The sequence below is a fragment of the Stenotrophomonas sp. 610A2 genome (assembly GCF_030549615.1).
GTDB classification, from domain to species: domain Bacteria; phylum Pseudomonadota; class Gammaproteobacteria; order Xanthomonadales; family Xanthomonadaceae; genus Stenotrophomonas; species Stenotrophomonas pigmentata.
This window is the reverse complement of sequence record NZ_CP130832.1, coordinates 1984880-2009067: the sequence shown is the minus strand read 5'-3', so window position 1 is coordinate 2009067 and position 24188 is coordinate 1984880. Positions and strand designations below refer to the sequence as shown.

Below are 24188 nucleotides of genomic sequence, written 5' to 3'. Positions count from 1 at the left end.
GGCTCAGCCCGCGCCGTCGCGCGGGATATACGGCGCCTGACCGGTTTCGTGGTCGGTGGCGTCGCGCACGGCGGTGATGCCCGGCACCCGGCCCATCAAGGTCTTCTCGATCCCCTGCTTCAAGGTCACATCGGCCATGCCGCAGCCGTGGCAGCCACCACCGAATCGCAGCAGTACCACGCCGTCAGCCGACACTTCCTGCACCGCGACGCGGCCGCCATGCGAAGCCAGCTGCGGGTTGATTTCGTTTTCGATCACCCAGCGCACACGCTCGACGATGGACGCTGCATCACCGGGTGCTTCGCCCTTGATCTTGGGCGCCTTGATGGTCAGCTGCTGGGTGCCGGCCGCCTGGGTGACGAAATCGATCTCGGCGCCGTCCAACCACGCCACGCTGGTGGCGGCGACGTACAAAGTGAAGCCATCGCAGTCCACGGCCCACTCATCACCGAGCAGGTCAGCCGGCTCGGCAAACTCGAGGCGCGCATCGGCGGTGGGGGTTCCGGGGTCCATCGCGCTCAGCCGCACGCCCATTCCGGGCACGGCCTCACGTTCGATCAACTTGCGGAAATGCGTTTGGGCGGTATCTGAGATCTGGATCATGCGGGTATTCTAGCCGTGTCTTGGTTGCCACCGATGGGACAGTGATTCCAACGGCGGCACAGTTCAGTCACCTGTTATGGAGGTTTGCATGGCCCCTGATCTCATCCCGCTGGCACAAGCGCACTGCAGCCCGCGCCGGGGCAGCGAATATCGTCTCGGCCAGGCCCGCGTCGCCGAGCTGCTGCCGCAGGTTCCGGGCTGGGAGCTGGCCGAGAACGGCCAGGCCCTGACCCGTACATTCCGCTTCGACAACTACCACGGCACCATGGCGTTCGTGAACGCGCTGGCCTGGGTTGCGCACCGCGAAGACCACCACCCTGACCTGGGCGTGCACTATGACCGCGCCGTTGTGCGCTTTTCGACCCACGATGTGGGTGGGCTGAGCGAAAACGACTTCATCTGTGCCGCCAAGGCATCCGCACTAACGGAGCAATGACATGAAACTGCGTCTGCTGTTCGCTGCATTGGGCACCGTTGCTGCACTGAGCGCCTGTAACTCCTCCGACCAACCGGCCGCGCCAACCGTCGCCCCGACCGAAGTGGCCGCCGTTCAGACCCCGCCGCCGGACTACCCAGCCGAGTTGGCCTGCACCGGCGTTGGCGGCAAGAGCGTGCTGCGCGTGGTGGTTGGCCCGCAGGGCACGCCTACCGAGGTCTCGCTGGTCACCAGCAGCGGCAACAGCCAGCTGGACGACTCCGCCGCGCGCCGCGTGCGCGAATGGAAGTTCAACCCGGCCACCCGCAACGGCCAGCCGGTGCCTACCACCATCCAGGTACCGGTCAGCTTCAACCCGCCGGACCCGAAGCCGAATGAGTGCTTTGCCATCGAAGAACGCGCGCGTCGTGGCGGCTGATCACGACTGATGCATCCAGTTACCCCCGAAAATCTATGGATGGCCTTCGGGCTGACCCTGGCCGCCGGCCTGGCCACCACCGTCGGCAGCCTGATGGTGGTGTTCTCCAAACGCCCCAACCCGCGCCTGCTGGCCTTTGGCCTGGCCTTTGCCGGCGGCGCGATGGTCTATGTGTCGCTGTCGGAGATCCTGAACAAGTCCGTGGCCTCGTTTGCGCTGGCATACGGCGAGCGCCTCGGCTTCACCTACGGCACGCTCTGGTTCCTGGGCGGCGTACTGCTGGTGGTGTTGATCGACCATTTCGTGCCCAACCCACACGAAACCCTGGACAAGCAGGACCCTGCCTTCAAGGAAAAGAGCCGCAGCAACATCCGCCGGGTCGGCCTGCTCAGCGCGGTGGCGATCACCGCCCACAACTTCCCGGAAGGCCTGGCGACCTTCTTCGCCACCCTCGAAAGCCCCTCGGTCGGCCTGCCATTGGCCTTCGCCATTGCCATCCACAACATCCCCGAAGGTATCGCCATCGCGGTACCGGTGTACTTCGCCACCGGGCGCAAGTCCTATGCGGTTTTCGCCAGCCTGCTGTCGGGGCTGGCCGAGCCGGTTGGTGCCGCCATCGGCTACTACGCCCTGGCCGGCTCGTTGTCCCATGCCACCTTCGGTGCGGTGTTCGGCCTGATCTCCGGCATCATGGTGTTCCTGGCCCTGGACGAACTGCTACCGGCAGCCAAGCGTTACGCCAAGGGCCACGAGACCGTTTACGGACTGGTGATCGGCATGGCCACGATCGCGGTGAGTCTTGTGCTGTTCAAGTGGTAGGAGGCCCCGGCCGGCGGCAATCCAGCTGGGCCTGAACAAAGCCTCTTGCAGGAGCGGCGTCAGCCGCGAAGCCGGCATTGCTGAAATTGCCAGCATGTTCGCGGCCTGACTGATCTGTGGCTTCGCGGCTGACGCCGTTCCTACAGACACCTGTCAGACCATGGGGAACCACCGCACTGGCGGCCCCAACCCGACTCCAAGGCCTCAAAGCCTGTTCATTGCCTCGACCAGATCCGGCGGCAATGGCGCATTCAATACATAAGGTGTCTTGCCACCATCCAGCGCAAACTCCAGCGAGGCCGCGTGCAGGAACAGGCGTTTCAGCCCGATCTGCTCACGAAAGCGCTTGTTGACTGCAGGATCGCCGTATTTGTCGTCACCTGCCACCGGATGGCCGATGTGCTGGGCATGCACACGGATCTGGTGGGTACGGCCGGTTTCGATCCGGACTTCGCAGTAGGATTGCCCACCGCGCCGCTCCAACACCTTGAAATGACTCAGCGACGGCTTGCCGATCGCATTCACCTGAACGTGGCGCTCACCGCCCTGGCGCAGGCCAACATGCAACGGTGCGTCCACACTCATCACGCCATCGGGCATGCGCCCAGCCAGCAAGGTCAGGTAGCGCTTCTGGATGCCACCGTGGTCTTCACGCAGCAAGGCCTGCAGCTCGACCAGGGCCGAACGCTTCTTGGCGAGAATCAGCAAGCCGGAAGTGTCCCGATCGAGCCGGTGCACCAGCTCCAGGTTCATGTTCGGCCGTAGCGCGCGCATGGTCTCGATCGCACCGTGGCTGATACCGCTGCCACCGTGACTGGCCACGCCGGTCGGCTTGTTGATCACCAACAGCTTGGCGTCCTCGAAGACGATGGCCTCTTCCATGCGCTGCAGGAAGCTGCTCGGCGGCGGCGCCTTGTCTCCCAGCTCATTGAGATTGACCGGCGGGATACGTACTTCTTCACCGCCATCCAGCTTGCGATCGGCCTTGGCACGGCCACCATTCACTCGAACCTGGCCGCTGCGGACCAGCTTATAGACCAAACTGCGCGGCGCGCCCTTCAGCTGACCCAACAAGAAGTTGTCCAGTCGCTGTCCTGCCCTGTCTTCGGGCACTTTGATCATGCGCACGCTGCTCTTGGCGGCAGGTGGTGCTTGGGGCTTGTCGGAATCAGTCATCGGCCTATTTATTCTGCTACACTCGGGGGGCGATATAAGGGTTTGATTTCGTTGGAAGTTGGTCAGGGCCAGAAGCCCCGCTCCCTACGAATCCGGCACAGTGCGCGGCCACCGCCCCCGGGGCGGCCATGTTAGCGGCTCGTCGGCGTTCCCGGCCATCGCCGGATGCCAAAAAGCATCCGAGCTGGACGAAACCCATGTCCCGCGCGACGCCAACGGCCACGGCCGCGGGCGGCCGCCGGCCCTGAAACACCTAAAACAAGAAAGAAGCGCTCCCGCGGCCTGCCGTGGTGTCGTAGCGCTGGAAACCCAAGCCGCCCTGCCCGCGCCTGCGCGAATGGGCGGCGAACCGTGTCCAGAGGCGAAACCCCATGGCGTTCCGCGCGGTAGCAGCGCGCGAGGAACGCACAATGAAGCGAATGCTGATCAATGCCACGCAGGCTGAAGAACTGCGCGTGGCCATCGTCGACGGGCAAAACCTGTACGACATCGACATCGAACAGCCGTCGAAGGAACAAAAGAAGTCCAACATCTACAAGGGACGTATCACCCGTCTCGAGCCATCGCTCGAGGCTGCCTTTGTCGAGTACGGCGGTGACCGCCACGGCTTCCTGCCGCTGAAGGAAATCTCCCGCGATTACTTCCAGGCCGGCGTGGACCACCACAAGGCCAGCATCAAGGAACTCCTGCGCGAAGGCCAGGAAATCGTCGTACAGGTCGACAAGGAAGAGCGTGGCAACAAGGGCGCCGCCCTGACCACCTTCATCTCGTTGGCCGGCCGTTACATGGTGCTGATGCCCAACTCCCCCTCTGCCGGCGGCGTATCCCGTCGCATCGAGGGTGAAGACCGCGCCGCCCTGAAGGAAGCGCTGGACAAGCTGAACATCCCCGAAGACATGGGCGTGATCATCCGCACCGCCGGCGTCGGCCGCGATGCCGAAGAGCTGCAGTGGGATCTGGACTACCTGTTGCAGGTATGGCGCTCGATCGCCGAAGCCGCACTGACCAAGCCGGCCCCGTTCCTGATCTACCAGGAATCGCGCCTGATCGTGCGTGCCCTGCGTGACTACCTGCGCTCGGACGTCGGCGAGATCCTGGTCGACACCGAGGAACTGTACGAGACCGCACGCGACTTCATGCAGCAGGTGATGCCGCAGACCCTGCGCAAGCTCAAGCATTACAAAGACGACATCCCGCTGTTCAACCGCTTCCAGATCGAATCGCAGATCGAGGCGATCTACGAGCGCAACGTGCGCCTGCCGTCCGGCGGCTCAATCGTGGTTGACCAGACCGAAGCACTGACCGCCGTCGACGTCAACTCGGCCCGCTCCACCAAGGGCAGCGACATCGAAGACACCGCCTTCCAGACCAATCTGGAAGCGGCCGAAGAAGTCGCCCGCCAGCTGCGCCTGCGCGACCTGGGCGGCCTGGTGGTCATCGATTTCATCGACATGTCCTCCAGCAAGCACCAGCGCGAAGTCGAGAACCGCCTGCAGAATGCGCTGAAGTACGACCGTGCCCGCGTCCAGCTGGGCCGCATCTCGCGCTTCGGCCTGATGGAAATGAGCCGCCAGCGCCTGCGTCCGAGCCTGGGCGAATCCAGCCAGATCGTCTGCCCGCGTTGCGACGGCCAAGGCCGCATGCGCAGCATCGAGTCGCTGTCGCTCTCCATCATCCGCGTTGCCGAAGAGCATGCGATGAAGGAGAACACCGGACAGGTGCTGGTCCAGGCCCCGGTCGAGATCGCCAACTACCTGCTCAACGAGAAGCGCAGCGCCCTGCGTGAAATCGAGCAGCGCCATGACGCGCCCATCGTCATCGTTGCCGATGAGCAGCTGCACACCCCGCATTACGAAGTCACGCGCCTGCGCGACAACGAGCTGGGTGAAGAGTCGAGCAAGCCCAGCTACCAGCGTGGCACCCCGCGCAAGCTGCCGGTGCATGCACTGACCAAGGCACAGCTGAACATCCCGGCACCGGCCGTAACCCACGTCAAGCACAGCCAGCCTGCGCCGATCCGTGAAGTCGTCGAAGCCGCGCCGGCTCCGGCACCGGTTGCCGCACCTGTCGCCCCCGCCGCTGGCGGCGTGATGGGTTGGCTCAAGCGCGTGTTCGGCGGCGAGCCGGCACCGGCAGCACAGCCGGCCCAGCCGCAGCAGCGCCAGGACAACGGTCGCAACAACCGCAACGATCGCGGCAACCAGCGCCGTGACGGTCGCAACGGCCAGCAGGGTCGCGGTGGCAATGGCAATGCTGGCGGCAACGCCAACGGCAACCGCCGTGACGAGCAGCGCCGCGAAGATCGCCGCCAGAACGCCGACAAGCCGCAGCAGCAGGGCCAGCAGCAGGCGCAGAACAACGCCCAGCAGCAACCGAAGCAGCGCAACAACGAGCAGCAGCGCGGCGAGCAGGCTCAGCAGCAGCCCAAGCAGCAGCGCAACAACGAGCAGCAGCAGGCCAAGCAGCCCAAGCAGCCGAAGCAGCCCAAGCCACAGCAGGACACCGACAAGCAGGCGCAGCAGCAGAACGCGCAGGGTGAGAAGCCCGCACGCCAGCAGCAGGCACAGCCGGAAGCCACGCGCGCAACTGCACCGGCCGTCGCAGCACCGGTCGCCGCAGCTGCTGTTGTTGCCAACGAAGCCGTTGCCAACACCGATGCCGCGGTGAAGGAAAACACCATTGCAGCCGAGGTCGCCAAGCCGGCGGTCGTGTCCGAGGAGCAGCCGGCAGTGGCTGTGATCCTGGACGAAAACGGCAACCCGGTTGCAGCAGCCGAAGACGGTGCCGGCGAAGCCGGTGGTCGTCGTCGTCGCGGTCGCCGCGGTGGCCGTCGCCGTCGTCGTGGTAACGGTGAAGGTGCCGCCAGTGGTGAGAACCAGGGCGGTGACGAGGACGGTCTGGACGGTTTTGATGACGCCGATGGCGAAGTCAATGAAGCCCAGGCCAAGCCCGCCAGCAGCCAGCCCGAGTTCGAGTTCGATGACGAGCCCGCAACCCCGGCCGCACCGGTGTCCGCTCCGGTAGCAGCAGCCAAGCCGGTTGTTGCAGCACCCGTGCAGGCCGCCGCAGCTGTTGTTGCTGCAGCACCTGTCGCTGCTGTCGAAGCAGCTGCCTCGGCACCGATTGCCGAGGCCCCGGTCGCTGAGGCCGTTGTCGCAGCAAGCGCACCGGCTCCAGTCGCTCCGGTCGAAGTGGCAGCTGCCGCTGAGCCGGTAGTCGTCAAGGCCGAGCAGGCGATCAGCGCTCCGGTGGAAACCGTCGCTGAAGCTGTCGTCGCAGCACCGGTGGTCGCCACCGTGGAAGCGCCTGTCGCTGCCCCGGTAACTGTCAGCGCACCGGCAGAAGTCGCCGCCGCGCCAATCGCGCCAGTCGCCGCTGCTGAACCGGTCAACGCAGCACCAGCGCCGGTCAGCGTCCCGCAGCCGGAACCGGCCGCGGTGGTGGTTGCACAGCCTGCAGCACCGGAAAACGGGCAGCTGTTCGCCCAGGCCCCGGTTGTTGAAGAAACTGCTGAAAAGCCGGTCGTTGAGCCCGCTGCGCCAGCTGCTGCGGTCGCACCGACGCCCGTCGTTGTCGCTCCTGCCGTAGACGCGGAAAGCGTCGCAGCAGAGGCAGATGCCGAGGCCGAGAAGCAGGAAGACGACCAGCCGCGTAGCGTCTGATTCGTCCAGCAAGCTTGAAAGCGGAAGGCGGCCTCAGGGCCGCCTTCTGCGTTTCTAGGCCATGCAATCACAGCGACGAAGGTCCCCCCCCCCCGCTGTAGGAGCGGCGTAAGCCGCGAAGCAAGCAGATCATCAGATGGGACAGTCGTCTGCCGCTTCAGTAATGCCAGCTTCGCGGTTCACACCGTTCCCACAAACAGATAGTCGCCAAGCCATTTTCAGACTGGACAATTGACATGCGAATATCGCGCGCTCAAACAAAAAGAGCACAGCGCTATCGCTGTGCTCTTTTTGATTCGACTGCATTCGAAGGGCGCTGTTCCGCAGAACGATGCCTGCAAGAAGTGCTCTCGGCTCAAATCGCCTTGGTCGGATCACCAACACCGTACTGAGCGGCCAACCGGGCCAGAGCAATGTTGTCCTGCACGCCCAGCTTCTGGAACAGGCGCGCTTTATGGGTATTCACCGTCTTTGCGCTGAGGCTCAGACGACGCGCGATTTCTTCCTGGCGGTGCCCCTGGATCAGCAGCAAGGCCACTTCCAGTTCACGCGGCGAGAGCAGGTCGAACGGCGATGCGCCGCCTTCCAGATTGGACAGCGCAAGGTTCTGCGCAATGCTGGTGGCCAGGTAACGCTTGCCGATGGCAACGTCATGCACAGCGCGGATCAGCTCTTTCGAGTCACCGCCCTTGCCCACGTAGCCGGACGCTCCCGCCTCCAGCAAGCGCTTGGGCATCGGCCCGTCTTCCAGCACGGAGACGATGATTACCTTGGTGCCGTGGTCACCCTTGACGATGCGCTCGGTGATCTCCAGGCCACTCAGGCCCGGCAGGTGCAGATCACAAAGCACGACGTCTGGTTTCAGACGGCGAATCTGCGGCAGCGCGACATCTCCGCTGTCCGCTTCACCGATGACTTCAATCCCGGTTTGCCCCGAAAGAATCATCCGAATGCCCGTGCGCACTAGCGCGTGGTCATCGATAAGAAAAACGCTGATGGTCATGAAGGATTCCTCGCGGCGAGGTGACGGTTGAAGCCTTGGGCGCGGCAAAATCCGAGCATGCGAGGCGACGGCCCTCCCCCGTCCCTCATGGCAAGGCCATGTGTATTATCAAGCAGAAGTGGCCCAACTGGGCTCTATCGGACACCCGCTCGCAGGAAATGTATCTGTAGTTTTGAGCATCAGGATGATGCGGTTTATGCGCCTGCGGCTGGCGAGCTCACTATGCCGTTGCAGCCAATACTGTATCCATCAGGTCAATTCGTCCAATGACTTAGGACTTCTCTTACCTCTTCGACAATCCCGATTGCAATGCGCCTCACGGCGTCGGGAGCGACCAGCGGCGGCGGAACATCACCGTATAGACCCCTGTCACCCAGATCATTGCGGCACACCAGCCACCAAGAATGTCCGAGGGGTAATGCACCCCCAGGTAGACCCGGGACAAGCCCACCGAGACGACAAAACCACTGACCAGCGCTACCACCGGCCATCGCCAGCGCGTGCGCCAGGTCAAGAACACCAGGGTCAGCCCCAAGGTCATCGAGCCCATCGCGTGCCCGCTGGGGAAGCTGAACGTGCTTTCCGGGGCGATAGACTCCCACAGGCTCGGCCGTTCACGTTGGAAGATCTGCTTGCTGCCCAGGTTCAACAGCGCAGAACCGATGAAGGCCGTCGCCGCAAATGCGGCCTTGCGCCAATGCCGCCGCAACAGCAGCGCCACCACGATCAGGATATCCAGGGGAATGACGCCCCACTGGTAGCCGAGCTTGGACATCAGCACGAAGAAGCCGTTCAGGCCCGGCGTCGCCATTGCATGCATGCGCAACAGCAGCGCAGCATCGAAATGGAAGGCCTCGGCCTCATGGATCTCGTCGGCCAAGGCCACGAAACCCGCCAACGGCAGCAGCACGCCGATGAACAACACCAGCAGCCGCCACGCATTGTGGGCGAGCCAGCGGCGCAGACCGGCAGCTTCGCTCCGGGAATCAACCGGAGCTTCGGGCATACCGGGTCTCGACGTAGTCATCAATCAAGGCGACAAACTCGTGGGCGATGTTTTCACCGCGCAGGGTGACCTTCTTCTCGCCGTCGACGAACACCGGCGCGGCAGGGGTTTCGCCGGTACCCGGCAGCGAAATGCCGATATTGGCGTGACGCGACTCACCCGGGCCGTTGACGATGCAACCCATCACAGCCAACGTCATGTTCTCCGCGCCGGGATGGCTGACGCGCCACACCGGCATCTTCTCGCGCACGTGGTTCTGCACCACCTTGGCCAGCTCCTGGAAGAACTCGGAGGTGGTCCGGCCGCAGCCCGGGCAGGCAGTAACCATCGGCGTGAAAGCGCGCTGGCCGGTGGTCTGCAGCAGCTCCTGGGCGACGATGACTTCCTGCGTGCGCGACTGGCCGGGATCCGGTGTCAACGAGATACGGATGGTGTCGCCAATACCTTCCTGCAACAGCACCGCAAGCGCTGCCGAGGAGGCAACGATGCCCTTGCTGCCGATGCCGGCCTCGGTCAGGCCCAGGTGCAGAGCGAAGTCCGAGCGCTGCGCCAGGTCGCGATACACGGCAATCAGTTCCTGCACGCCGCTGACCTTGGCCGACAGCACGATACGGTCGCGCGGCAGGCCCAGTTCAACCGCGGTCTCGGCCGAATCCAGCGCCGAACGGATCAAGGCCTCGCGCAACACGCGGCCGGCATCCCAAGGCTGTGCACGCTGGCTGTTCTCGTCCATCAGCTTGGCGGCAAGCGCCTGGTCCAACGAGCCCCAGTTGGCGCCAATGCGCACCGGCTTGTTGTACTTGATGGCGAACTCGATCAACTGCGCGAACTGGGTGTCCTTCTTCTTGCCGAAGCCGACATTGCCCGGATTGATGCGGTACTTGGCCAGCGCCTCGGCGCAGGCTGGCTCGCCGGTCAGCAGCTGGTGGCCGTTGTAATGGAAGTCACCGATCAACGGCACGTCGATGCCCATCATCGCCAACTTCTCGACGATGCGCGGAATCGCCGCGGCCGACTCGGGGTTGTTGACGGTCAGTCGCACCATCTCCGAGCCTGCGCGCCAGAGCTCGGCCACCTGCTTGACGCTGGCAGCCACATCGGCGGTATCGGTATTGGTCATCGACTGCACCACCACGGGATTGCCGCCACCCACCTTGACGCCGCCAATGGCAACGGACTGGGTGATGCGGCGGGGCCACGAGGTAGCGTCGGTGGGCGGTGTTGGGCGGGTCACGGCGTCATGCATGGCCCATTTTAGCGCGCCAGCCGCCCCCACGGCATGAACCTTGGATTGCATGGCAGCCGCCGCGACAGCATACGATTACGCCATGGAAACCCGAGACACCTCTTTTCTGCGCACGCTGTGCAGCCTGCGCTGGCTGGCCACCGCCGGCCAGGCCGCCACCATCCTGGTAGCCACCTGGCTGCTAGGGCTGGAACTGCCGCAGGAGCCGCTATGGGCCGGCGTCGCCGTATTGGCTTTGTTCAACCTGTACGTGCAGCTGCGCGTGCATGACACCGATCCAGCGCCCGTCACCGCCTTCGGCCACATCCTGGTCGATGTCACGGTACTGACCTGGATGGTGGGCTGGAGCGGCGGCATCGCCAATCCCTTCGGCTCGCTGTTCCTGATCCTGATCGCACTGGCCGCGCTGGCGCTGCCGCTGCGCTGGACGCATGCGGTGGCCGCCGCCTGCGTCGGTGGTTATGCGCTGAGTGCGGTATTCGGCCTGCCACTGCAGGGCGGCTACTTCGACACGATGAGCCTGCACCTGTGGGGGGCGGCAGCCAACTTCCTGTTGTCCAGCGTGGTGGTACTGGTGTTCTCGACCCGCCTGGCCGCGGCCTTGCGCGAGCGCGAGAGCCAGTTGGCGATGTTGCGCGAACGCTTCGTCCGCAATGAAGGCATCGTTGCCCTGGCCACGCACGCGGCCTCCGTCGCCCACGAGCTCAACACGCCGCTGGCGACCATGACCCTGCTTACCGATGACATCGTCGAGCAAGGTGCCGCCACTCCGGAAATGCGCGATGACCTGGAAACCCTGCGCGAGCTGCTGGTGCAGTGCCGGGAAAAAGTACTGGCATTGGCAGCCCCCGCCGAAGGTGCTGGCAGTCGCGCGCCGGTATCCATCGCCAGCGTGCTCGAACAATGGCGATTGGTTCGCCCGACCATCCAACTGCGGCGCAACCCCGACGCGCCGCTGCAGCTGAAGCTGGACCCGGGCATCGGCCACCTGCTGCAGGTACTGCTGAACAATGCCGCCGACGCCGGCGAACACGCAGGACGTGCGCAGATCGACCTGGATATCCGCATCCACGAGGGCCAGCTTTACGGCGAGGTGCGCGATTACGGGCCCGGCTTCAATGCCAACGACGCCGCCCTGCCGGGGACCTTGTTCAGCAGCGGAAAAAGCAACGGCATGGGTGTCGGTCTGGCGCTGTCGCATGCCACCATTGAGCGTCTGCACGGCGAATTGTGGATGCGTCCGGCCGAAGGCCAGGGAGCACGCGTCGGCTTTCGCCTGCCGTTGAACAACATCGAGGTAAGTCCATGAATGCTCCAGCCACCCACGGCCTGCTGGTCGATGACGACCCGCTTTACCTGCGCACACTGCAGCGCACCCTGGCCCGTCGTGGCATCGAAGCAATCACCGCCACCGACATCTCCAGCGCCCTGCAGCTGGCCATGCAGACAGCGCCAGCATTCGCGCTGATCGACCTGAAGCTGGGCAGCGAATCCGGCCTGAACCTGATCCAGCCGTTGCGCGAGTTGCGACAGGACATGCGCATCCTGCTGGTTACCGGCTATGCATCCATCGCGACCGCGGTGGAAGCGATCAAACTGGGCGCGGATGACTATCTGCCCAAGCCGGCAACGGTGCAGATGATCCTGCGCGCACTTGGCGAGGAGGACGAGGCCGGCGAGGAGCCGGAGGATATTGAACCGCCGGATGCGATGACGCCGATCAGCCGCCTGCAGTGGGAGCACATCCAGCAGGCGCTGCACGAGACGGGCGGCAATGTGTCCGCAGCGGCGCGCTTACTTGGCATGCATCGTCGCTCACTGCAGCGCAAGCTGACCAAGCGACCAAGCCCGGAGCGGGACCCGAACCGCTGACGGAGCAATGCTCAAAGCCCCTCTCCCGTTTACGGGAGAGGGGTTGGGGTGAGGGCAGCTTTTGACGTTCGCTCAAGCAGCGAAAAGCTACCCCTCCCCAACCCTCCCCTTGCCTTCGGCAAAGGGAGGGAGCAAAAAAAGCCGCGCATCTCTGCGCGGCTTTTTTTGTTGCAAACGATGATCCGCTATCAGCGCAAGCGCGCCAACAGCTCCCGGGTCATCGGGTCGGCGATTTCCACCACCTCGCCCTGCAACGCCGGCAACAACTGGCTGGCCAGCTGCTTGCCCAGTTCAACACCAAACTGGTCGAAGGCATTGATGTCCCAGACCAGCGATTGCACGTACACCGCATGTTCGTACATGGCGATCAGCGCGCCCAGCGATTGCGGAGTCAGTGCATCCAGCAGGATCATCGTGCTCGGGCGACCGCCCGGATACTGGCGGTGCGGGTCTTCGCTGTCCTGACCGTTGGCCAGCGCTTCGGTCTGCGCCAGCAGGTTGGCCAGCAAGGCCTGATGGTTGATTTCATAGGGATCGTCATTGTGCACGCAGCCGATGAAATCGGCCGGCACGATGCTGGTGCCCTGGTGCAGCGCCTGGAAGAAGCTGTGCTGCACGTCGGTACCTGCGCCACCCCACCACACGGACACGGTGTCGCCATCGACCGGGCTGCCGTCGCGTTTGACCCGCTTGCCCAGGCTCTCCATCACCAGCTGCTGCAGGTAGGCCGGCAACAAAGCCATGCGCTGGTCATAGGTCATCACCGCATGCGTGGCATAACCCAGCACATTGCGATTCCAGATATCGGTCAGCGCATGCAGCACCGGCAGGTTGCTGGCCAACGGCGCACTGGCCGCGTGCGCATCCATCTGCGCCGCGCCTTCGAGCAACTGCCCGAAGCGCTCGAAACCAATTGCCAACGCAATCGGGAATCCCACCGCCGACCACAACGAGTAGCGGCCGCCTACCCAATCCCACATCGGCAGCACGCGCTCGGCGGCGATGTCGAAGGCCTTGGCGGCTCGCTCCGGGTTGGCACTGACGGCGTACAGGCGCTCGCTACCGCCCAGCCAGTCGCACAGGATGCGGCCGTTGAGCAGGGTTTCCTGGGTGCCGAAGGTCTTGGAAATCAGGATGCCGGCAGTGGTCGCCGGGTCCAGCGTCGCCAGGGTGCGCTGCATTGCCGCGCCGTCGACGTTGGAGACGAAATGCACGCGGAAACGCGCGCCGGATGCCGGACGCAAAGCATCGGCAACCAGACGCGGGCCCAGATCCGAACCACCGATGCCGACACTGACGATATCGGTGACGTTGCTCGCTTCCAGCGCCTTGATCAGGCCCCCCATCTGCGCCTGCACCGCCACCGCTTCAGCGCGCGCAGCCACCGCAACCGGCGCCTCGCTGGCATCACCGCGCAGCGCGCTGTGCAGCACCGCGCGATCTTCGGTGTGGTTGATTTTCTGGCCAGCGAACAGGCGCTGGAAACCGCCGGCGACATCGCGCGCGGCGGCCAGTTCCAACAAGGCATCCAGGGCTGCGCGGTCGTATTTCTGCCGCGCGAAGTTCACATACAACGGACCGACTTTCAGCGCCAGGCGCTGCACCCGGTCAGGCTCTGCGGCCATCAGCGAGGGAATGCCGGTGCCCTGCAGACGCTGGGCGTGGGCGTGCAAAACGTCGAATCCGTTGTTGGTGATCATGCGGCCTGTGTGGGGATGCTGTCATTGGTGTGGGAAATGCGGTTGTCGCCGTCAACGTAGACCAGCTTGGGCTTGAAGGTGCTGGCTTCTTCTTCGCTCATGCCGGCGAAGGCGGCGATGATGATGATGTCGCCCACCTGCACGTGGCGCGCTGCGCCGCCGTTGAGCGAGATCACGCCGCTGCCAGCTTCAGCCCGCAGTGCATAGGTGGTGAAACGGGCACCGTTGGTCACGTCCCAGATGTGCACCTGTTCGAACTCGCGGATGCCGGTGGCCTGCAGCAGGTTGTCGTCGATCGCGATGGAGCCTTCGTAGTTCAGCTCCGAATGGGTGACAGTGGCGCGGTGAATCTTGGTCTTGAGCAGGGAGAGTTGCATGACAATGCCGAAACTGCGTGAGAAAGGGCGCAGTCTAGCACCGGCACGGGCCCTTGCCCGCACCGCAACATTACCTTTGCCGCAGCGTTTGCCCACATACAGCAATGGCGCCACAAGGGCGCCATTGGCTGTCATTCAGGAGCTTGCTGACGGACAGGGGAAGTCCGCCGGTTGCCCTGTTCAGAACTCGATGTTGTCGATCAGGCGGGTCGTACCCAGCTTGGCCGCCACCAGCGCCACCCGTGCGCCCTCATGGCTGGCGCCCGGCTCGCTCAGGTCGGGCATGCGCACCACTGCGTAATCCACCAGGTAGCCGGCGGCCTGAAGCTGTGACGCAGCCTCCTGCTCTACCACGGCACGCTCGGCGCCCCCCAGATAGGCGTCACGCGCGGCCAGCAGCACCTTGCGGATCAGCGTGGCCTGCGGCCGCACATCGGGCGTCAGGTACTGGTTGCGCGAGCTCATCGCCAGGCCATCGTCCTCGCGCACGATCTCACCACCGACGATCTGGATCGGGAATGCCAGATCCACCACCATCTGCTGGATCACCGCCAGCTGCTGGTAATCCTTGCGCCCGAACGCCGCCACATCCGGCTGCACCTGGTTGAACAGGCGACTCACCACCGTGCACACGCCGTCGAAATGGCCGGGACGGTGCGCACCTTCCAGCAACGAGCTCACGCCCGGCACATGGACCTTGGCAGCCAGGTCCACGCCAAACGGGTACATGGATTCGACCGTGGGCAGCCAAAGCACGTCACAGCCAGCCTGCTCCAGGCCACTGGTATCCGCCTCGGGCGTGCGCGGGTAGCGGGTGAAATCCTCGTTCGGGCCGAACTGGGTCGGGTTGACGAAGACACTGGAAACCACCCGGTCAGCGTGCTCACGCGCCAGCTTCACCAACGAGTAGTGGCCGGCATGCAGGTTGCCCATGGTCGGCACCAGCGCAACGCGCAGGCCCTCCCGCTTCCAGCCGCTGACAATGGCGCGCAGCCGGGAAAGTTCGGTAACGGTTTCGATCATGATGCGTAGGCGTGCTCTGCGTCGGGGAAGATACCGGCGCGCACGGCGTCGGCATAGGCACGGACGGCACCAGCCACCGAACCGCCTTCGGCAAGGAAATCCTTGACGAACTTGGGACGTCGGTGACCACTGTCCAGACCAAGGAAGTCATGCAGCACCAGCACCTGTCCGTCGCAATCGGGACCAGCACCAATACCAATGGTGGGAATCGTGATTTCGGCAGTGACGCGGCCGGCAATCGGGGTCGGCACGCATTCCAGCACCAGCAGGCTGGCACCGGCCTCGGCCACTGCCTTGGCATCGTCGAGCAACTGTTTGGCAGCATCGCCACGGCCCTGCACGCGATAACCGCCCAGGCGCAATACCGACTGCGGGGTCAGGCCGAGGTGTGAGCAGACCGGGATTTCGCGCTCGACCAGGTGACGGATGATGTCCAGCTTGAAGCCGGCACCTTCGATCTTGACCATCTCCGCGCCAGCCTGCAGCAGCTTCAGCGAGGCATCCAGCGCGCGCTCGGCGGTGGCGTCTGCGCCGAACGGCAGGTCCGAGACCAGCAGCGCGCGCTCCATTACGCCCGCTACCGCGCGGGTGTGGTAGACCATGTCGTCAACGCTGACCGGCAGCGTCGAATCATGCCCCTGCACCACCATGCCCAGCGAATCGCCGACCAGGATCAGGTCAACGCCATTGGCGTCGAAGGCACGGGCAAAGCCGGCGTCGTAAGCGGTCAACATGACCAGCTTCTGGCCATTGCGCTTGGCCTCGGCCAATGCGGGGACGGTCCAGGGCTTGCTATCTGCGTGTGTGCTCATGTGGTCATAACGGTGGCTTATGAGCCGACCATTATCCCCCTATCGGGTCGATACCGCAGGTATTGATGCCTACCAATACGTCCCGCACTGTTCCATGGCCCGGAATCAGGGCCTCTGGCGCCACATCGGCCAGCGGCAACAGGGCGAAAGCGCGCTGGTGCAGGAAGGGATGCGGCACCTGCAGCTGCGGCAGGTCGATCACCTGCTCGCCGTAAAGCAGCAGGTCCAGGTCCAACAGCCGCGGCCCCCAATGCTGGCCCGGCACGCGTACCCGCCCGAACTGCTGCTCGATGGCCAGCAACTGCTCCAGCAGCTGCGGCGCCGGCAGATCGGTCTGCAGCGCTACGGCTGCATTGATGAAGTCCGGCTGCGCCTCGTTGCCCCAGGCCGGCGTGCGGTACAGGCGCGAGCTGGCCAGCAGCTGCACGCCCGGCAGCTGTGCCAGCACGCCAATTGCCGAACGCAGGGTGGCGGGCGCGTCCCCAAGGTTCGCGCCCAGCCCGATGCACACTACAACCATCGCTGCTTACTCGCTTGCAGTCGCGCTGCCACCACCAGGACGACGACGACGGCGGCGACGGCGCGGTGCCGTGCCCCCCTCCGCCTCGCCATCGGTATGCACCGAGTCCAGCCCAGCGCCCAGTTCGTGCCCGGCCTCGGCCTGGGCCGCGCGCCAGAACGCGATGTCTTCCTGATGCTCGCTGGAAGCCGCCTGGCGCAGGGCCAGGAAATCGAAGGCCGCGCGGAAACGCGGATGGCTCAGGGTGCGCAGCACGCGCTTGCGCTGGCGGGTACTGAAGCGCGACTGCAGCAGCCAGATCTCCTGCATTGGCAGCGAGAAGCGGCGCGGCAGCGCAATCGTGCTCAGCTGATGCAGGGTCACCCGGTCGGCGGCACGGCGTTGCGCCTCTTCTGGCGCCAGGCCCTGCTTCTGCAGGCCGATCAGGGCGCGGCAGAACGCCGGCCACAGCAGCAGCGCGAACAGGAAGGCCGGCGACACCGGCTCCTCATTGGCGACACGCTCATCGGTATTGCGCAGGCCTTCGATCAGGATGCGGCGCAGCGCTCCGGTGCGGTTGCTCTTCAGCGCGGCAGCACTTTCCGGGAACAGTACCGCCAGCAGACCGTAGCGCTCCAGGCCTTCAAAGCTGGCCACGCCATGCCCGGACAGGAACAGCTTGAGCACTTCCTCGAACAGGCGGGCCGGCGCGGCCTCGCCCAGCAATGACGCCAGGCGCGGGATCGGCTCGGCGGTGGCCGCGTCGATCTCGAAGTTGAGCTTGGCCGCCAGTCGCACCGCGCGCAGCATGCGCACCGGGTCTTCGCGGTACCGCTGCTCCGGATCGCCGATCAGCTTCATCCGGCGCTCCAGCACGTCCTCGAAGCCGCCGGTGTAGTCGCGCACCGAGAAATCCTCGATGGCGTAATACAAGGCGTTGCAGGTGAAGTCGCGGCGGACCGCGTCGTCCTCGATGGTGCCGTAGACGTTGTCGCGGACCAGCATGCCGTTTTCGACCTCGCGGTCGCCGCTACCGTCATCGCTGTTGGCGCGGAACGTGGCTACTTCAATGATCTCGCGGCCAAACACCACGTGGGCGAGGCGGAAGCGGCGGCCGATCAGGCGGCAATTGCGGAACAGCTGCTTGACCTGTTCCGGGGTGGCGTCGGTGGCCACGTCGAAGTCCTTGGGGCGTCCACCTACCAACAGGTCGCGCACCGCGCCACCGACAAGATAGGCGCCGAAGCCGGATTCGCGCAGACGGTAGAGCACCCGCAGCGCATTGGGACTGATATCCCGGCGTGAGATGGTGTGCTGGTCGCGCGGGATCACGCGGACGGTGAACGGCGTTGTAACTATGGAATTGATGTTGGCGCTTCCAGTTGGGTTTTCGGGATTGCCGAGCGGCAACCAGATGCATATACTAGCGCGCTCGCCAGACGCGACCAAACGCTCCCTTCGTCTAGTGGTTAGGACGTGGCCCTCTCAAGGCTAAAACAGGGGTTCGAGTCCCCTAGGGAGCGCCAACTCCGTCTGCGAATGCAAAAGCCCCGCCCTGCGGGGTTTTTTGCTTTGTACACCTGCCAGCGCCCCCAGGCCCTGGCTCCGGCACGTTTCTTTGCGCCTGCAACCAAGGCCGATGAGAATGCCCCCGCCCAGCCCCTGCATCCTGATCTAGAATTGCAGGGTTCAAAGCCGGACCCCACCATGCCTTTTGTCGTTACCGAAAACTGCATCAAGTGCAAACACACCGATTGCGTCGAAGTCTGCCCCGTGGACTGCTTCCACGAAGGCCCCAACTTCCTCGTGATCGATCCTGACGAATGCATTGATTGCACGCTGTGCGAACCCGAATGCCCGGTCAACGCCATCTTCCCCGAGGACGATGTGCCAGCCGGACAGGAAGGCTATGCCGCGCTCAATGCCGAGCTGGCCAAGGCCTGGCCGGTGCTGACCGTACGCAAGGATCCCCCGGCCGACGCGGCCGAGTGGGACGGCAAACCAGACAAGCTGAAGCTGCTGGAACGCTGAGCCGTCGCATAGCCAGCCCAACAGCCAGCCAATGAAAAGGGCGCCCGCTTGCGCAGGCGCCCTTTTTTATTGCAGAACTGCGGCCTATCAGCCGGCCAGCTTGGCCTTCAGCGCTGCGATCAGCTTGGTCGCCGCCGCATCGGTGGCCGGCATGCCGCGCGGATCCACTGCCGAGACGTAGGCACCGGCATCGACTGCCACTACGCGAACCAGGAAGTTGCTGCCTTCGAAGGCCACATCGTAGGAGCCCAGCAGCTGCGCACGGCTGGCGATGGTCACGCCTTCAACGCCGGCCAGTGCATCGCCGACCTTGCCGAAGACCTCGTCGCGACTGCCGCTGACGGTGAAACCGCTCTGCGAGGACGCCGCGGTACCGGCCGAAGCAGCGGCCGGCTTGATGGCCGAGGCCAGTGCCGGGATCGGCGCCGAACCGGAGGTGTTGGGCAGGTTCAGATCCGGTGGCACTTCCAGCGGGCGTGCTTCCGGGGCCAACGCGTAGTCGCCGCGCGCACCGCGCTTGAAGAAGCAGCCAGAGGTGGCCACGGCGGTGACCACGCCCAGCAGCACCAGCGAGAACACGCGAACGGTAGAGGTTTGACGCATGGGTGAATCTCCAGAGTTCAAAGGCCGCCAGATCAGCGGCTGGATAGTTCTTCCAACGCACCCACGTCAGCGGCCAGATGATCGGCATGTGCGTGGTGAGGCGCAGAAAGCGGCAGCAGCGGCAAGCGCAACCCATGACCGATGCCGATGCGCTGCAGCAGCGCCTTGACCGGAATGGGGTTGGACTCGACACCGCAGAAATCGTGGTACGGCTCAAGGCGGGCATCCCAGGCCTCGGCAGCCTCGTGCTGACCAGCGCGGGCCAGATCGCACATGGTGCGGTAAGCGCCTGGCAACACGTTGGAGCCGACCGACACCAGGCCATCGGCACCGGACAGAATGGAACGCGCAGCGGTGCCGTCGTCACCGCTGAGGATGCTGAAGCTGTCGCTGCGCAGTTCCAGCAGCGCCTTCAAGCGAGTGGTGTCAGCAACCGCCTCCTTGATACCGATGATGTTCGGATGCCCCGCCAACTCGGCGACGGTCTCCGGCAGGAGATCGCAACCGGTACGCCCAGGCACGTTGTACAGCACCACCGGCAAACCGCCCTGCTCGGCCACGGCCAGATAATGCTGGCGCAGGCCTTCCTGGGTGGGACGCACATAGGGCGGCGTGACGACCAGCGCGTGGGTAGCGCCATTGGCGGCCGCGCGTTTGGTCAGGGCAATGGTCCTGGCCGTGCCGGACAGGCCGGTGCCAGCCAGCACCGGCACCTTGCCGCCAAACACGGCAAGGGCGCTGCGCAGCAGGCCATCGTATTCATCGTCGGACAGGGTCGAGGCTTCGCCGGTGGAGCCAGCTACCACGACACCTTGCACACCGGCCTTGAGCTGCAGGGCCAGCAGGCGCTGCCAGGCGTCGGGATCGAGTGCGCCATCAGCCTTGAAAGGCGTCGCCAGCGCGGTGATGAGACCAGATATGGACAAAGGGTCAGTCGCTCTTCGTGGGGGTAAAGAAGCCCGCCGAGCGGCGGGTTCGTGACCGAAAGCATGTTACTTGCCGGTCGAAAGCACGGGCAAGTATGCTGGACACCAGCGAACAACCCCCAAACGGTGTTGTTCAGACTCATCTAGCACCCGGAACCACCTTGACCGACACCACGCCGCGGCCGCTGCCGACCGAAAACCACCTCCTGATCAACGCCTATACGACGCATCCGGAGTCCCCCCTGCTGTCCGTCACCCGTCGAATCGCCGACAGCGGCTGCAACCTGGTCGATGCCCGTCTGTCCACGGTAGGCCGCGATGTCTCGGTGACCACCCTGGCCACCGGCTCCTGGGACGCCGTCGCCAAGCTCGAAGCCATGCTGACCCGGCTTGAGCGCGAAGAAAGCCTGAAGCTGGTGTGGTACCGCACTGCCGCCAAGCAGGCGCAGTCCAACCTGCTGCCGTACATCGTCGAAGTCGTTGCCGCCGACAAGCCGGGCATCCTGTTCCAGCTGGCCGATTTCTTCGACCGCCAGGGCATCACCATCGAGAACCTGCAGAGCACCCGCTACCAGGCCATGCAGACCGGCGCGGAAATGTTCTCCGCGCAGATCACCATTGGCGTACCTTCCAACATGCACATCGCCGCCCTGCGCGACGATTTCCTCGAGTTCTGCGACCACCTCAACCTGGACGCGATCATGGACCCGATGAAGTTCTGAAATTCGCGCGCCCATCACAGGCGCGCGGCGTTTCATGTAATTGCAATCGAATACCCCCAGGCTCCGGAAAGGATCTGATGAACATCGGCGATACCCTGGACCGAAACACCCTCGCACTGCCCCTGGCCCTGTCCGGCGGCACCACCACCAGCCTCGGCGAGCTCGCCGGCCAATGGTTGGTGTTGTACTTCTACCCGAAGGACAGCACCCCGGGCTGTACCACCGAAGGCCTGGATTTCAACGCCTTACTGCCAAAGTTCAAGCGCGCCGGTGCACAGGTGTTCGGCGTTTCCCGCGACTCCCTCAAATCACACGACAACTTCTGCGCCAAGCAGGGTTTCAAGTTCCCATTGATCAGCGACAGCGACGAAGCGCTGTGCACCGCCTTCGACGTGATCAAGATGAAGAACATGTACGGCAAGCAGGTACGTGGCATCGAACGCAGCACCTTCCTGATCTCGCCTGACAGCCAGCTCGTGCAGGAATGGCGCAAGGTCAAAGTCACCGGCCACGCCGATGCCGTGCTTGAAGCACTGAAGGCCGCTCAAACCAAGTGACCCACATCCCGCTCCAACCCATGTCATCGCCCTGCCCTGCAGGTGCGATGGCGTGACCCTGTCCCGCCACCAGGAATCGACGATGACCCGAGGCAAGCGCATCTACGTACTGGATACCAACGTGCTGATGCACGATCCAACCGCGCTGTTCAAATTCGAGGAACATGATGTTTACCTGCCCATGCAGGTGATCGAGGAGCTGGACAACGGCAAGAAGGGCACCACCGAAGCGAGCCGCAACGCCCGCCAGGTGAGCCGCTTCCTCAACGAGTTGATCGAAGAAGCCGGCATCGGCAGCGTGCAGAACGGCGTGCCGCTGGCACGACCCAAGGGCCTGCAGCTGCGCGGCGCGCAGAGTGCCGGCAACCTCTACTTCCAGACCAGCCACTTCGAGGCCGGCAAGAGCTTTGGCAAGGTGATCCCGGACAACGCCATCCTCGGCGCGATCCTGGCATTGAAGGAAGAGCACCCGGAAACCCCTGTGGTGTTCATCTCCAAGGACATCAACCTGCGGATCAAGGCAGCGATCGCCGGCATCGACTCGGAGGATTACGAGAACGACCGCGCGCTGGACGATTTCAGCCTGCTCTACACCGGCGCCACCGTGCTGCCGGATGATTTCTGGAAGAAGCACAGCGAGAGCCTGCGCAGCTGGAGCGACAAGGGCCGCACCAGCTACGAGATCCAGGCCGCCGACGACGAGGACTGGCATCCCAACCAGTACGCCTACCTGGCCGGCGACGACGAAGTGGAGCTCAAGGTCAGCAAGGTCGAGGGCGATGGCCGCGTCACCTTGTCGGTGGTCAACGACTTCCGCCACGGCTCGCATTCGGTCTGGGGCATCACCGCACGCAACCGCGAGCAGAACTTCGCGCTCAATGCGCTGATGGACCCGGAGATCGACTTCGTCACCCTGCTCGGCACCGCCGGCACCGGCAAGACCCTGCTGGCCCTGGCCGCCGGCCTGGCGCAGACCATGGACACCCAGCGCTACCGCGAGATCATCATGACCCGCGCCACCGTCAGCGTGGGCGAGGACATCGGCTTCCTGCCCGGCACCGAAGAAGAAAAAATGACGCCATGGATGGGCGCACTTACCGACAATCTGGAAGTGCTCACCCACAACCAGGACGGCGGCGCCTGGGGCCGCGCAGCCACCAATGACCTGCTCGCCAGCCGTATCAAGATCCGCTCGATGAATTTCATGCGCGGCCGCACCTTCCTGTCGCGCTACCTGATCCTGGACGAGGCGCAGAACCTCACCCCGAAGCAGATGAAGACCTTGATCACCCGCGCCGGCCCCGGCACCAAGATCGTCTGCCTGGGCAACGTCGAGCAGATCGATACGCCCTACCTCACCGAAACCACCTCCGGCCTCACCTATGCGGTGGACCGTTTCAAGAATTGGCCGCACAGTGCACACATCACACTGCGCCGGGGCGAACGCTCGCGTCTGGCCGATTACGCTTCGGAGGTCCTGTGAAACATCTGCACACGCTGTCCCTGCTGGCTGCGGCAACACTCACCCTGGCAGCCTGCACGCCGTCGAACACGCGCCCCGGCAGCGTGCCGACGGCGGTCAAGACCGGACAGTCCTGGGTCGTCACCCGCCCCGTGGTCGCCGCGCAGGTGCTGGACACCTGCTCGCGCGACAGCCCCGCCAAACATGCCGGTGAAGTCACCGGCTACTGGGCACCCAGCCGCGCCGATATCGACGCACTGGAAAGCCAGTTGGCACAACTGCAACCCAGCATTGCCGAGCCGGCCCTGTCCGGCCGGCAGTACGTAGGCTTCGAGTCCAGCGGCAAGCGCCTGATCTACATCAACGCCTTCACCCTGCCCGACCACAGCGACATCAACCCGGCCCGCGAAGCGATCCGCGTCTGTGATGGCGGCGGACAGTTCTGGGGCGCGGTATACGACCCGCAGACCAGCACGTTCTCCAGCATCGAGCGCAACGGCGCGCTGTCCAAGCCCTGATCCGGCGTCGGCATGAAGGTCCGTCTGCCCACTTGGGTCTGGATTGGCGCCATCGTGCTGTCCTGCGTGGCCGGCATCGTCAATGTGGTTGGCTTCCTTGGCTTTGAACACCAGGCCGTCAGCCACCTCACCGGCAGCACCAGCCAGCTCGGCATTGCCCTTGCGCATGCCGACTGGCGCTCGGTCGGGCACCTGTGGGGGCTGTTGATTGCCTTTGCCCTTGGCGCAGCGCTCAGCGGCCTGATCATCCAGGACAGCACCCTGCAGCTCGGCCGCCGTTACGGCATCGCCCTGGCGCTGGAATCGGCCTTGTTGCTGCTTGCCATCCCACTCTTCAAACAGCAGCAGATCTGGGGCGCCCTGGCTGCCGCCATGGCCTGCGGACTGCAGAACGCCATGGTCACCACCTTCAGCGGCGCCGTCGTTCGCACCACCCACCTGAGCGGCATGTTCACCGACCTGGGCATCGCCCTGGGCCACCTGCTGCGCGGCCTGCCGGTGCCGATGCACCGGCTGACCCTGAGCGGTCTGATCATCAGTGGCTTCCTGGCCGGCGGCATCCTTGGCGCCTGGCTGTTCGCGCGCTGGCAGTACGACGCACTGCTTGTCCCGGCAGTCCTGACCGGACTCACCGGCCTGGGTTACGTGCTGTACCGGCAATGGGTGACGCGCCGCCACGCCTGAGGCAGGCGGCGGGCAAACCCTGCACAATCGGCG

The 24188-nt window shown here is 64.5% G+C and carries 25 protein-coding genes and 1 tRNA gene; 13 read left to right on the top strand and 13 right to left on the bottom strand.

What is annotated here, in order from left to right; translation table 11 throughout:
• Positions 1–3: 3 nt before the first annotated feature.
• A complete protein-coding gene (locus Q5Z11_RS09210; RefSeq protein ID WP_303749700.1) occupies positions 4–603 on the bottom strand; it encodes an NfuA family Fe-S biogenesis protein in 600 nt (199 codons plus the stop codon).
• Between the two features lie 88 nt (positions 604–691).
• Between Q5Z11_RS09210 and Q5Z11_RS09205 the strand changes: the two genes are divergently transcribed.
• From Q5Z11_RS09205 to zupT, 3 genes are read left to right on the top strand one after another with little or no spacing between them, the layout of a single operon-like run.
• Positions 692–1039, top strand: a complete 348-nt coding sequence (locus Q5Z11_RS09205; protein WP_282273013.1) for a 4a-hydroxytetrahydrobiopterin dehydratase — start codon at positions 692–694, stop codon at positions 1037–1039.
• A 1-nt stretch (position 1040) separates the two neighbouring features.
• Positions 1041–1457, top strand: a complete 417-nt coding sequence (locus Q5Z11_RS09200; RefSeq protein ID WP_296252265.1) for an energy transducer TonB — start codon at positions 1041–1043, stop codon at positions 1455–1457.
• Between the two features lie 9 nt (positions 1458–1466).
• Complete coding sequence (gene zupT, locus Q5Z11_RS09195) at positions 1467–2276, top strand: zinc transporter ZupT (protein ID WP_282273017.1); 810 nt, start codon at positions 1467–1469, stop codon at positions 2274–2276.
• A gap of 204 nt (positions 2277–2480) precedes the next feature.
• Here zupT and Q5Z11_RS09190 read toward each other — a convergent pair whose 3' ends face one another.
• Positions 2481–3452 carry an RluA family pseudouridine synthase gene (locus Q5Z11_RS09190; protein ID WP_303749699.1) on the bottom strand — a complete coding sequence of 324 codons (972 nt, stop codon included), beginning with the start codon at positions 3450–3452 and terminating at the stop codon, positions 2481–2483.
• Positions 3453–3862: 410 nt separating this feature from the next.
• Between Q5Z11_RS09190 and Q5Z11_RS09185 the strand changes: the two genes are divergently transcribed.
• Positions 3863–7114: an Rne/Rng family ribonuclease gene (locus Q5Z11_RS09185; RefSeq protein WP_303749698.1), complete on the top strand. Its 3252-nt coding sequence runs from the start codon at positions 3863–3865 to the stop codon at positions 7112–7114.
• A 355-nt stretch (positions 7115–7469) separates the two neighbouring features.
• Here the strand turns inward: Q5Z11_RS09185 and Q5Z11_RS09180 are convergent, their stop codons facing one another.
• The 3 genes from Q5Z11_RS09180 to ispG form a co-directional block, all read right to left on the bottom strand.
• Positions 7470–8117 carry a response regulator gene (locus Q5Z11_RS09180; protein WP_303749697.1) on the bottom strand — a complete coding sequence of 216 codons (648 nt, stop codon included), beginning with the start codon at positions 8115–8117 and terminating at the stop codon, positions 7470–7472.
• A 316-nt stretch (positions 8118–8433) separates the two neighbouring features.
• Positions 8434–9123 (bottom strand): phosphatase PAP2 family protein, encoded by a 690-nt coding sequence (locus tag Q5Z11_RS09175; protein WP_303749696.1) that lies wholly within the window; start codon positions 9121–9123, stop codon positions 8434–8436.
• Positions 9104–10369 carry a flavodoxin-dependent (E)-4-hydroxy-3-methylbut-2-enyl-diphosphate synthase gene (ispG, locus tag Q5Z11_RS09170; RefSeq protein WP_303749695.1) on the bottom strand — a complete coding sequence of 422 codons (1266 nt, stop codon included), beginning with the start codon at positions 10367–10369 and terminating at the stop codon, positions 9104–9106. Before ispG ends, Q5Z11_RS09175 begins: the two co-directional genes overlap by 20 nt.
• Positions 10370–10451: 82 nt before the next feature.
• Here ispG and Q5Z11_RS09165 point away from each other — a divergent pair, with 82 nt between their 5' ends.
• Positions 10452–11678, top strand: coding sequence for an ATP-binding protein (locus Q5Z11_RS09165; protein WP_303749694.1), 1227 nt, complete (start codon positions 10452–10454; stop codon positions 11676–11678).
• Positions 11675–12241, top strand: coding sequence for a response regulator transcription factor (locus Q5Z11_RS09160; RefSeq protein ID WP_303749693.1), 567 nt, complete (start codon positions 11675–11677; stop codon positions 12239–12241). Before Q5Z11_RS09165 ends, Q5Z11_RS09160 begins: the two co-directional genes overlap by 4 nt.
• A gap of 188 nt (positions 12242–12429) precedes the next feature.
• Here the strand turns inward: Q5Z11_RS09160 and pgi are convergent, their stop codons facing one another.
• The 6 genes from pgi to pcnB all read right to left on the bottom strand — a co-directional run bounded on the left by pgi (position 12430) and on the right by pcnB (position 18062).
• Positions 12430–13941, bottom strand: a complete 1512-nt coding sequence (pgi, locus tag Q5Z11_RS09155; RefSeq protein WP_303749692.1) for a glucose-6-phosphate isomerase — start codon at positions 13939–13941, stop codon at positions 12430–12432.
• Positions 13938–14318: an aspartate 1-decarboxylase gene (panD, locus tag Q5Z11_RS09150; protein WP_282268181.1), complete on the bottom strand. Its 381-nt coding sequence runs from the start codon at positions 14316–14318 to the stop codon at positions 13938–13940. The genes pgi and panD overlap by 4 nt, the downstream gene beginning before the upstream one ends.
• Before the next feature lie 180 nt (positions 14319–14498).
• Complete coding sequence (panC, locus tag Q5Z11_RS09145; protein ID WP_303749691.1) at positions 14499–15341, bottom strand: pantoate--beta-alanine ligase; 843 nt, start codon at positions 15339–15341, stop codon at positions 14499–14501.
• On the bottom strand, positions 15338–16153 hold the full coding sequence (gene panB / locus Q5Z11_RS09140) for a 3-methyl-2-oxobutanoate hydroxymethyltransferase (RefSeq protein ID WP_303749690.1): 816 nt from the start codon (positions 16151–16153) through the stop codon (positions 15338–15340). The genes panC and panB overlap by 4 nt, the downstream gene beginning before the upstream one ends.
• Before the next feature lie 31 nt (positions 16154–16184).
• A complete protein-coding gene (gene folK, locus Q5Z11_RS09135; RefSeq protein ID WP_303749689.1) occupies positions 16185–16673 on the bottom strand; it encodes a 2-amino-4-hydroxy-6-hydroxymethyldihydropteridine diphosphokinase in 489 nt (162 codons plus the stop codon).
• A gap of 6 nt (positions 16674–16679) precedes the next feature.
• The gene (pcnB, locus tag Q5Z11_RS09130; protein WP_303749688.1) at positions 16680–18062 is read right to left on the bottom strand and encodes a polynucleotide adenylyltransferase PcnB; all 1383 of its coding nucleotides are present in this window, start codon (positions 18060–18062) and stop codon (positions 16680–16682) included.
• 41 nt (positions 18063–18103) lie between these two features.
• Here pcnB and Q5Z11_RS09125 point away from each other — a divergent pair.
• A tRNA-Glu gene (locus Q5Z11_RS09125) sits at positions 18104–18178 on the top strand.
• A gap of 181 nt (positions 18179–18359) precedes the next feature.
• Positions 18360–18683, top strand: a complete 324-nt coding sequence (fdxA, locus tag Q5Z11_RS09120) for a ferredoxin FdxA (protein WP_303750006.1) — start codon at positions 18360–18362, stop codon at positions 18681–18683.
• 87 nt (positions 18684–18770) lie between these two features.
• Here the strand turns inward: fdxA and Q5Z11_RS09115 are convergent, their stop codons facing one another.
• Both Q5Z11_RS09115 and dapA read right to left on the bottom strand, forming a co-directional pair.
• Positions 18771–19286, bottom strand: coding sequence for a hypothetical protein (locus tag Q5Z11_RS09115; RefSeq protein ID WP_303749687.1), 516 nt, complete (start codon positions 19284–19286; stop codon positions 18771–18773).
• 32 nt (positions 19287–19318) lie between these two features.
• Positions 19319–20212, bottom strand: a complete 894-nt coding sequence (gene dapA, locus Q5Z11_RS09110) for a 4-hydroxy-tetrahydrodipicolinate synthase (RefSeq protein WP_303749686.1) — start codon at positions 20210–20212, stop codon at positions 19319–19321.
• A 95-nt stretch (positions 20213–20307) separates the two neighbouring features.
• On the opposite strand from dapA, the gene Q5Z11_RS09105 reads away from it, so the two are divergent.
• The 5 genes from Q5Z11_RS09105 (at position 20308) to Q5Z11_RS09085 (ending at position 24155) form a co-directional block, all read left to right on the top strand.
• Complete coding sequence (locus tag Q5Z11_RS09105; protein ID WP_405051667.1) at positions 20308–20934, top strand: glycine cleavage system protein R; 627 nt, start codon at positions 20308–20310, stop codon at positions 20932–20934.
• 77 nt (positions 20935–21011) lie between these two features.
• On the top strand, positions 21012–21491 hold the full coding sequence (locus Q5Z11_RS09100; RefSeq protein ID WP_303749684.1) for a peroxiredoxin: 480 nt from the start codon (positions 21012–21014) through the stop codon (positions 21489–21491).
• Positions 21492–21573: 82 nt separating this feature from the next.
• Complete coding sequence (locus Q5Z11_RS09095) at positions 21574–22974, top strand: PhoH family protein (RefSeq protein WP_303749683.1); 1401 nt, start codon at positions 21574–21576, stop codon at positions 22972–22974.
• A 5-nt stretch (positions 22975–22979) separates the two neighbouring features.
• Positions 22980–23471 carry a hypothetical protein gene (locus Q5Z11_RS09090; RefSeq protein WP_303750005.1) on the top strand — a complete coding sequence of 164 codons (492 nt, stop codon included), beginning with the start codon at positions 22980–22982 and terminating at the stop codon, positions 23469–23471.
• 12 nt (positions 23472–23483) lie between these two features.
• Positions 23484–24155 (top strand): YoaK family protein, encoded by a 672-nt coding sequence (locus Q5Z11_RS09085; protein ID WP_303749682.1) that lies wholly within the window; start codon positions 23484–23486, stop codon positions 24153–24155.
• Positions 24156–24188: the final 33 nt, after the last annotated feature.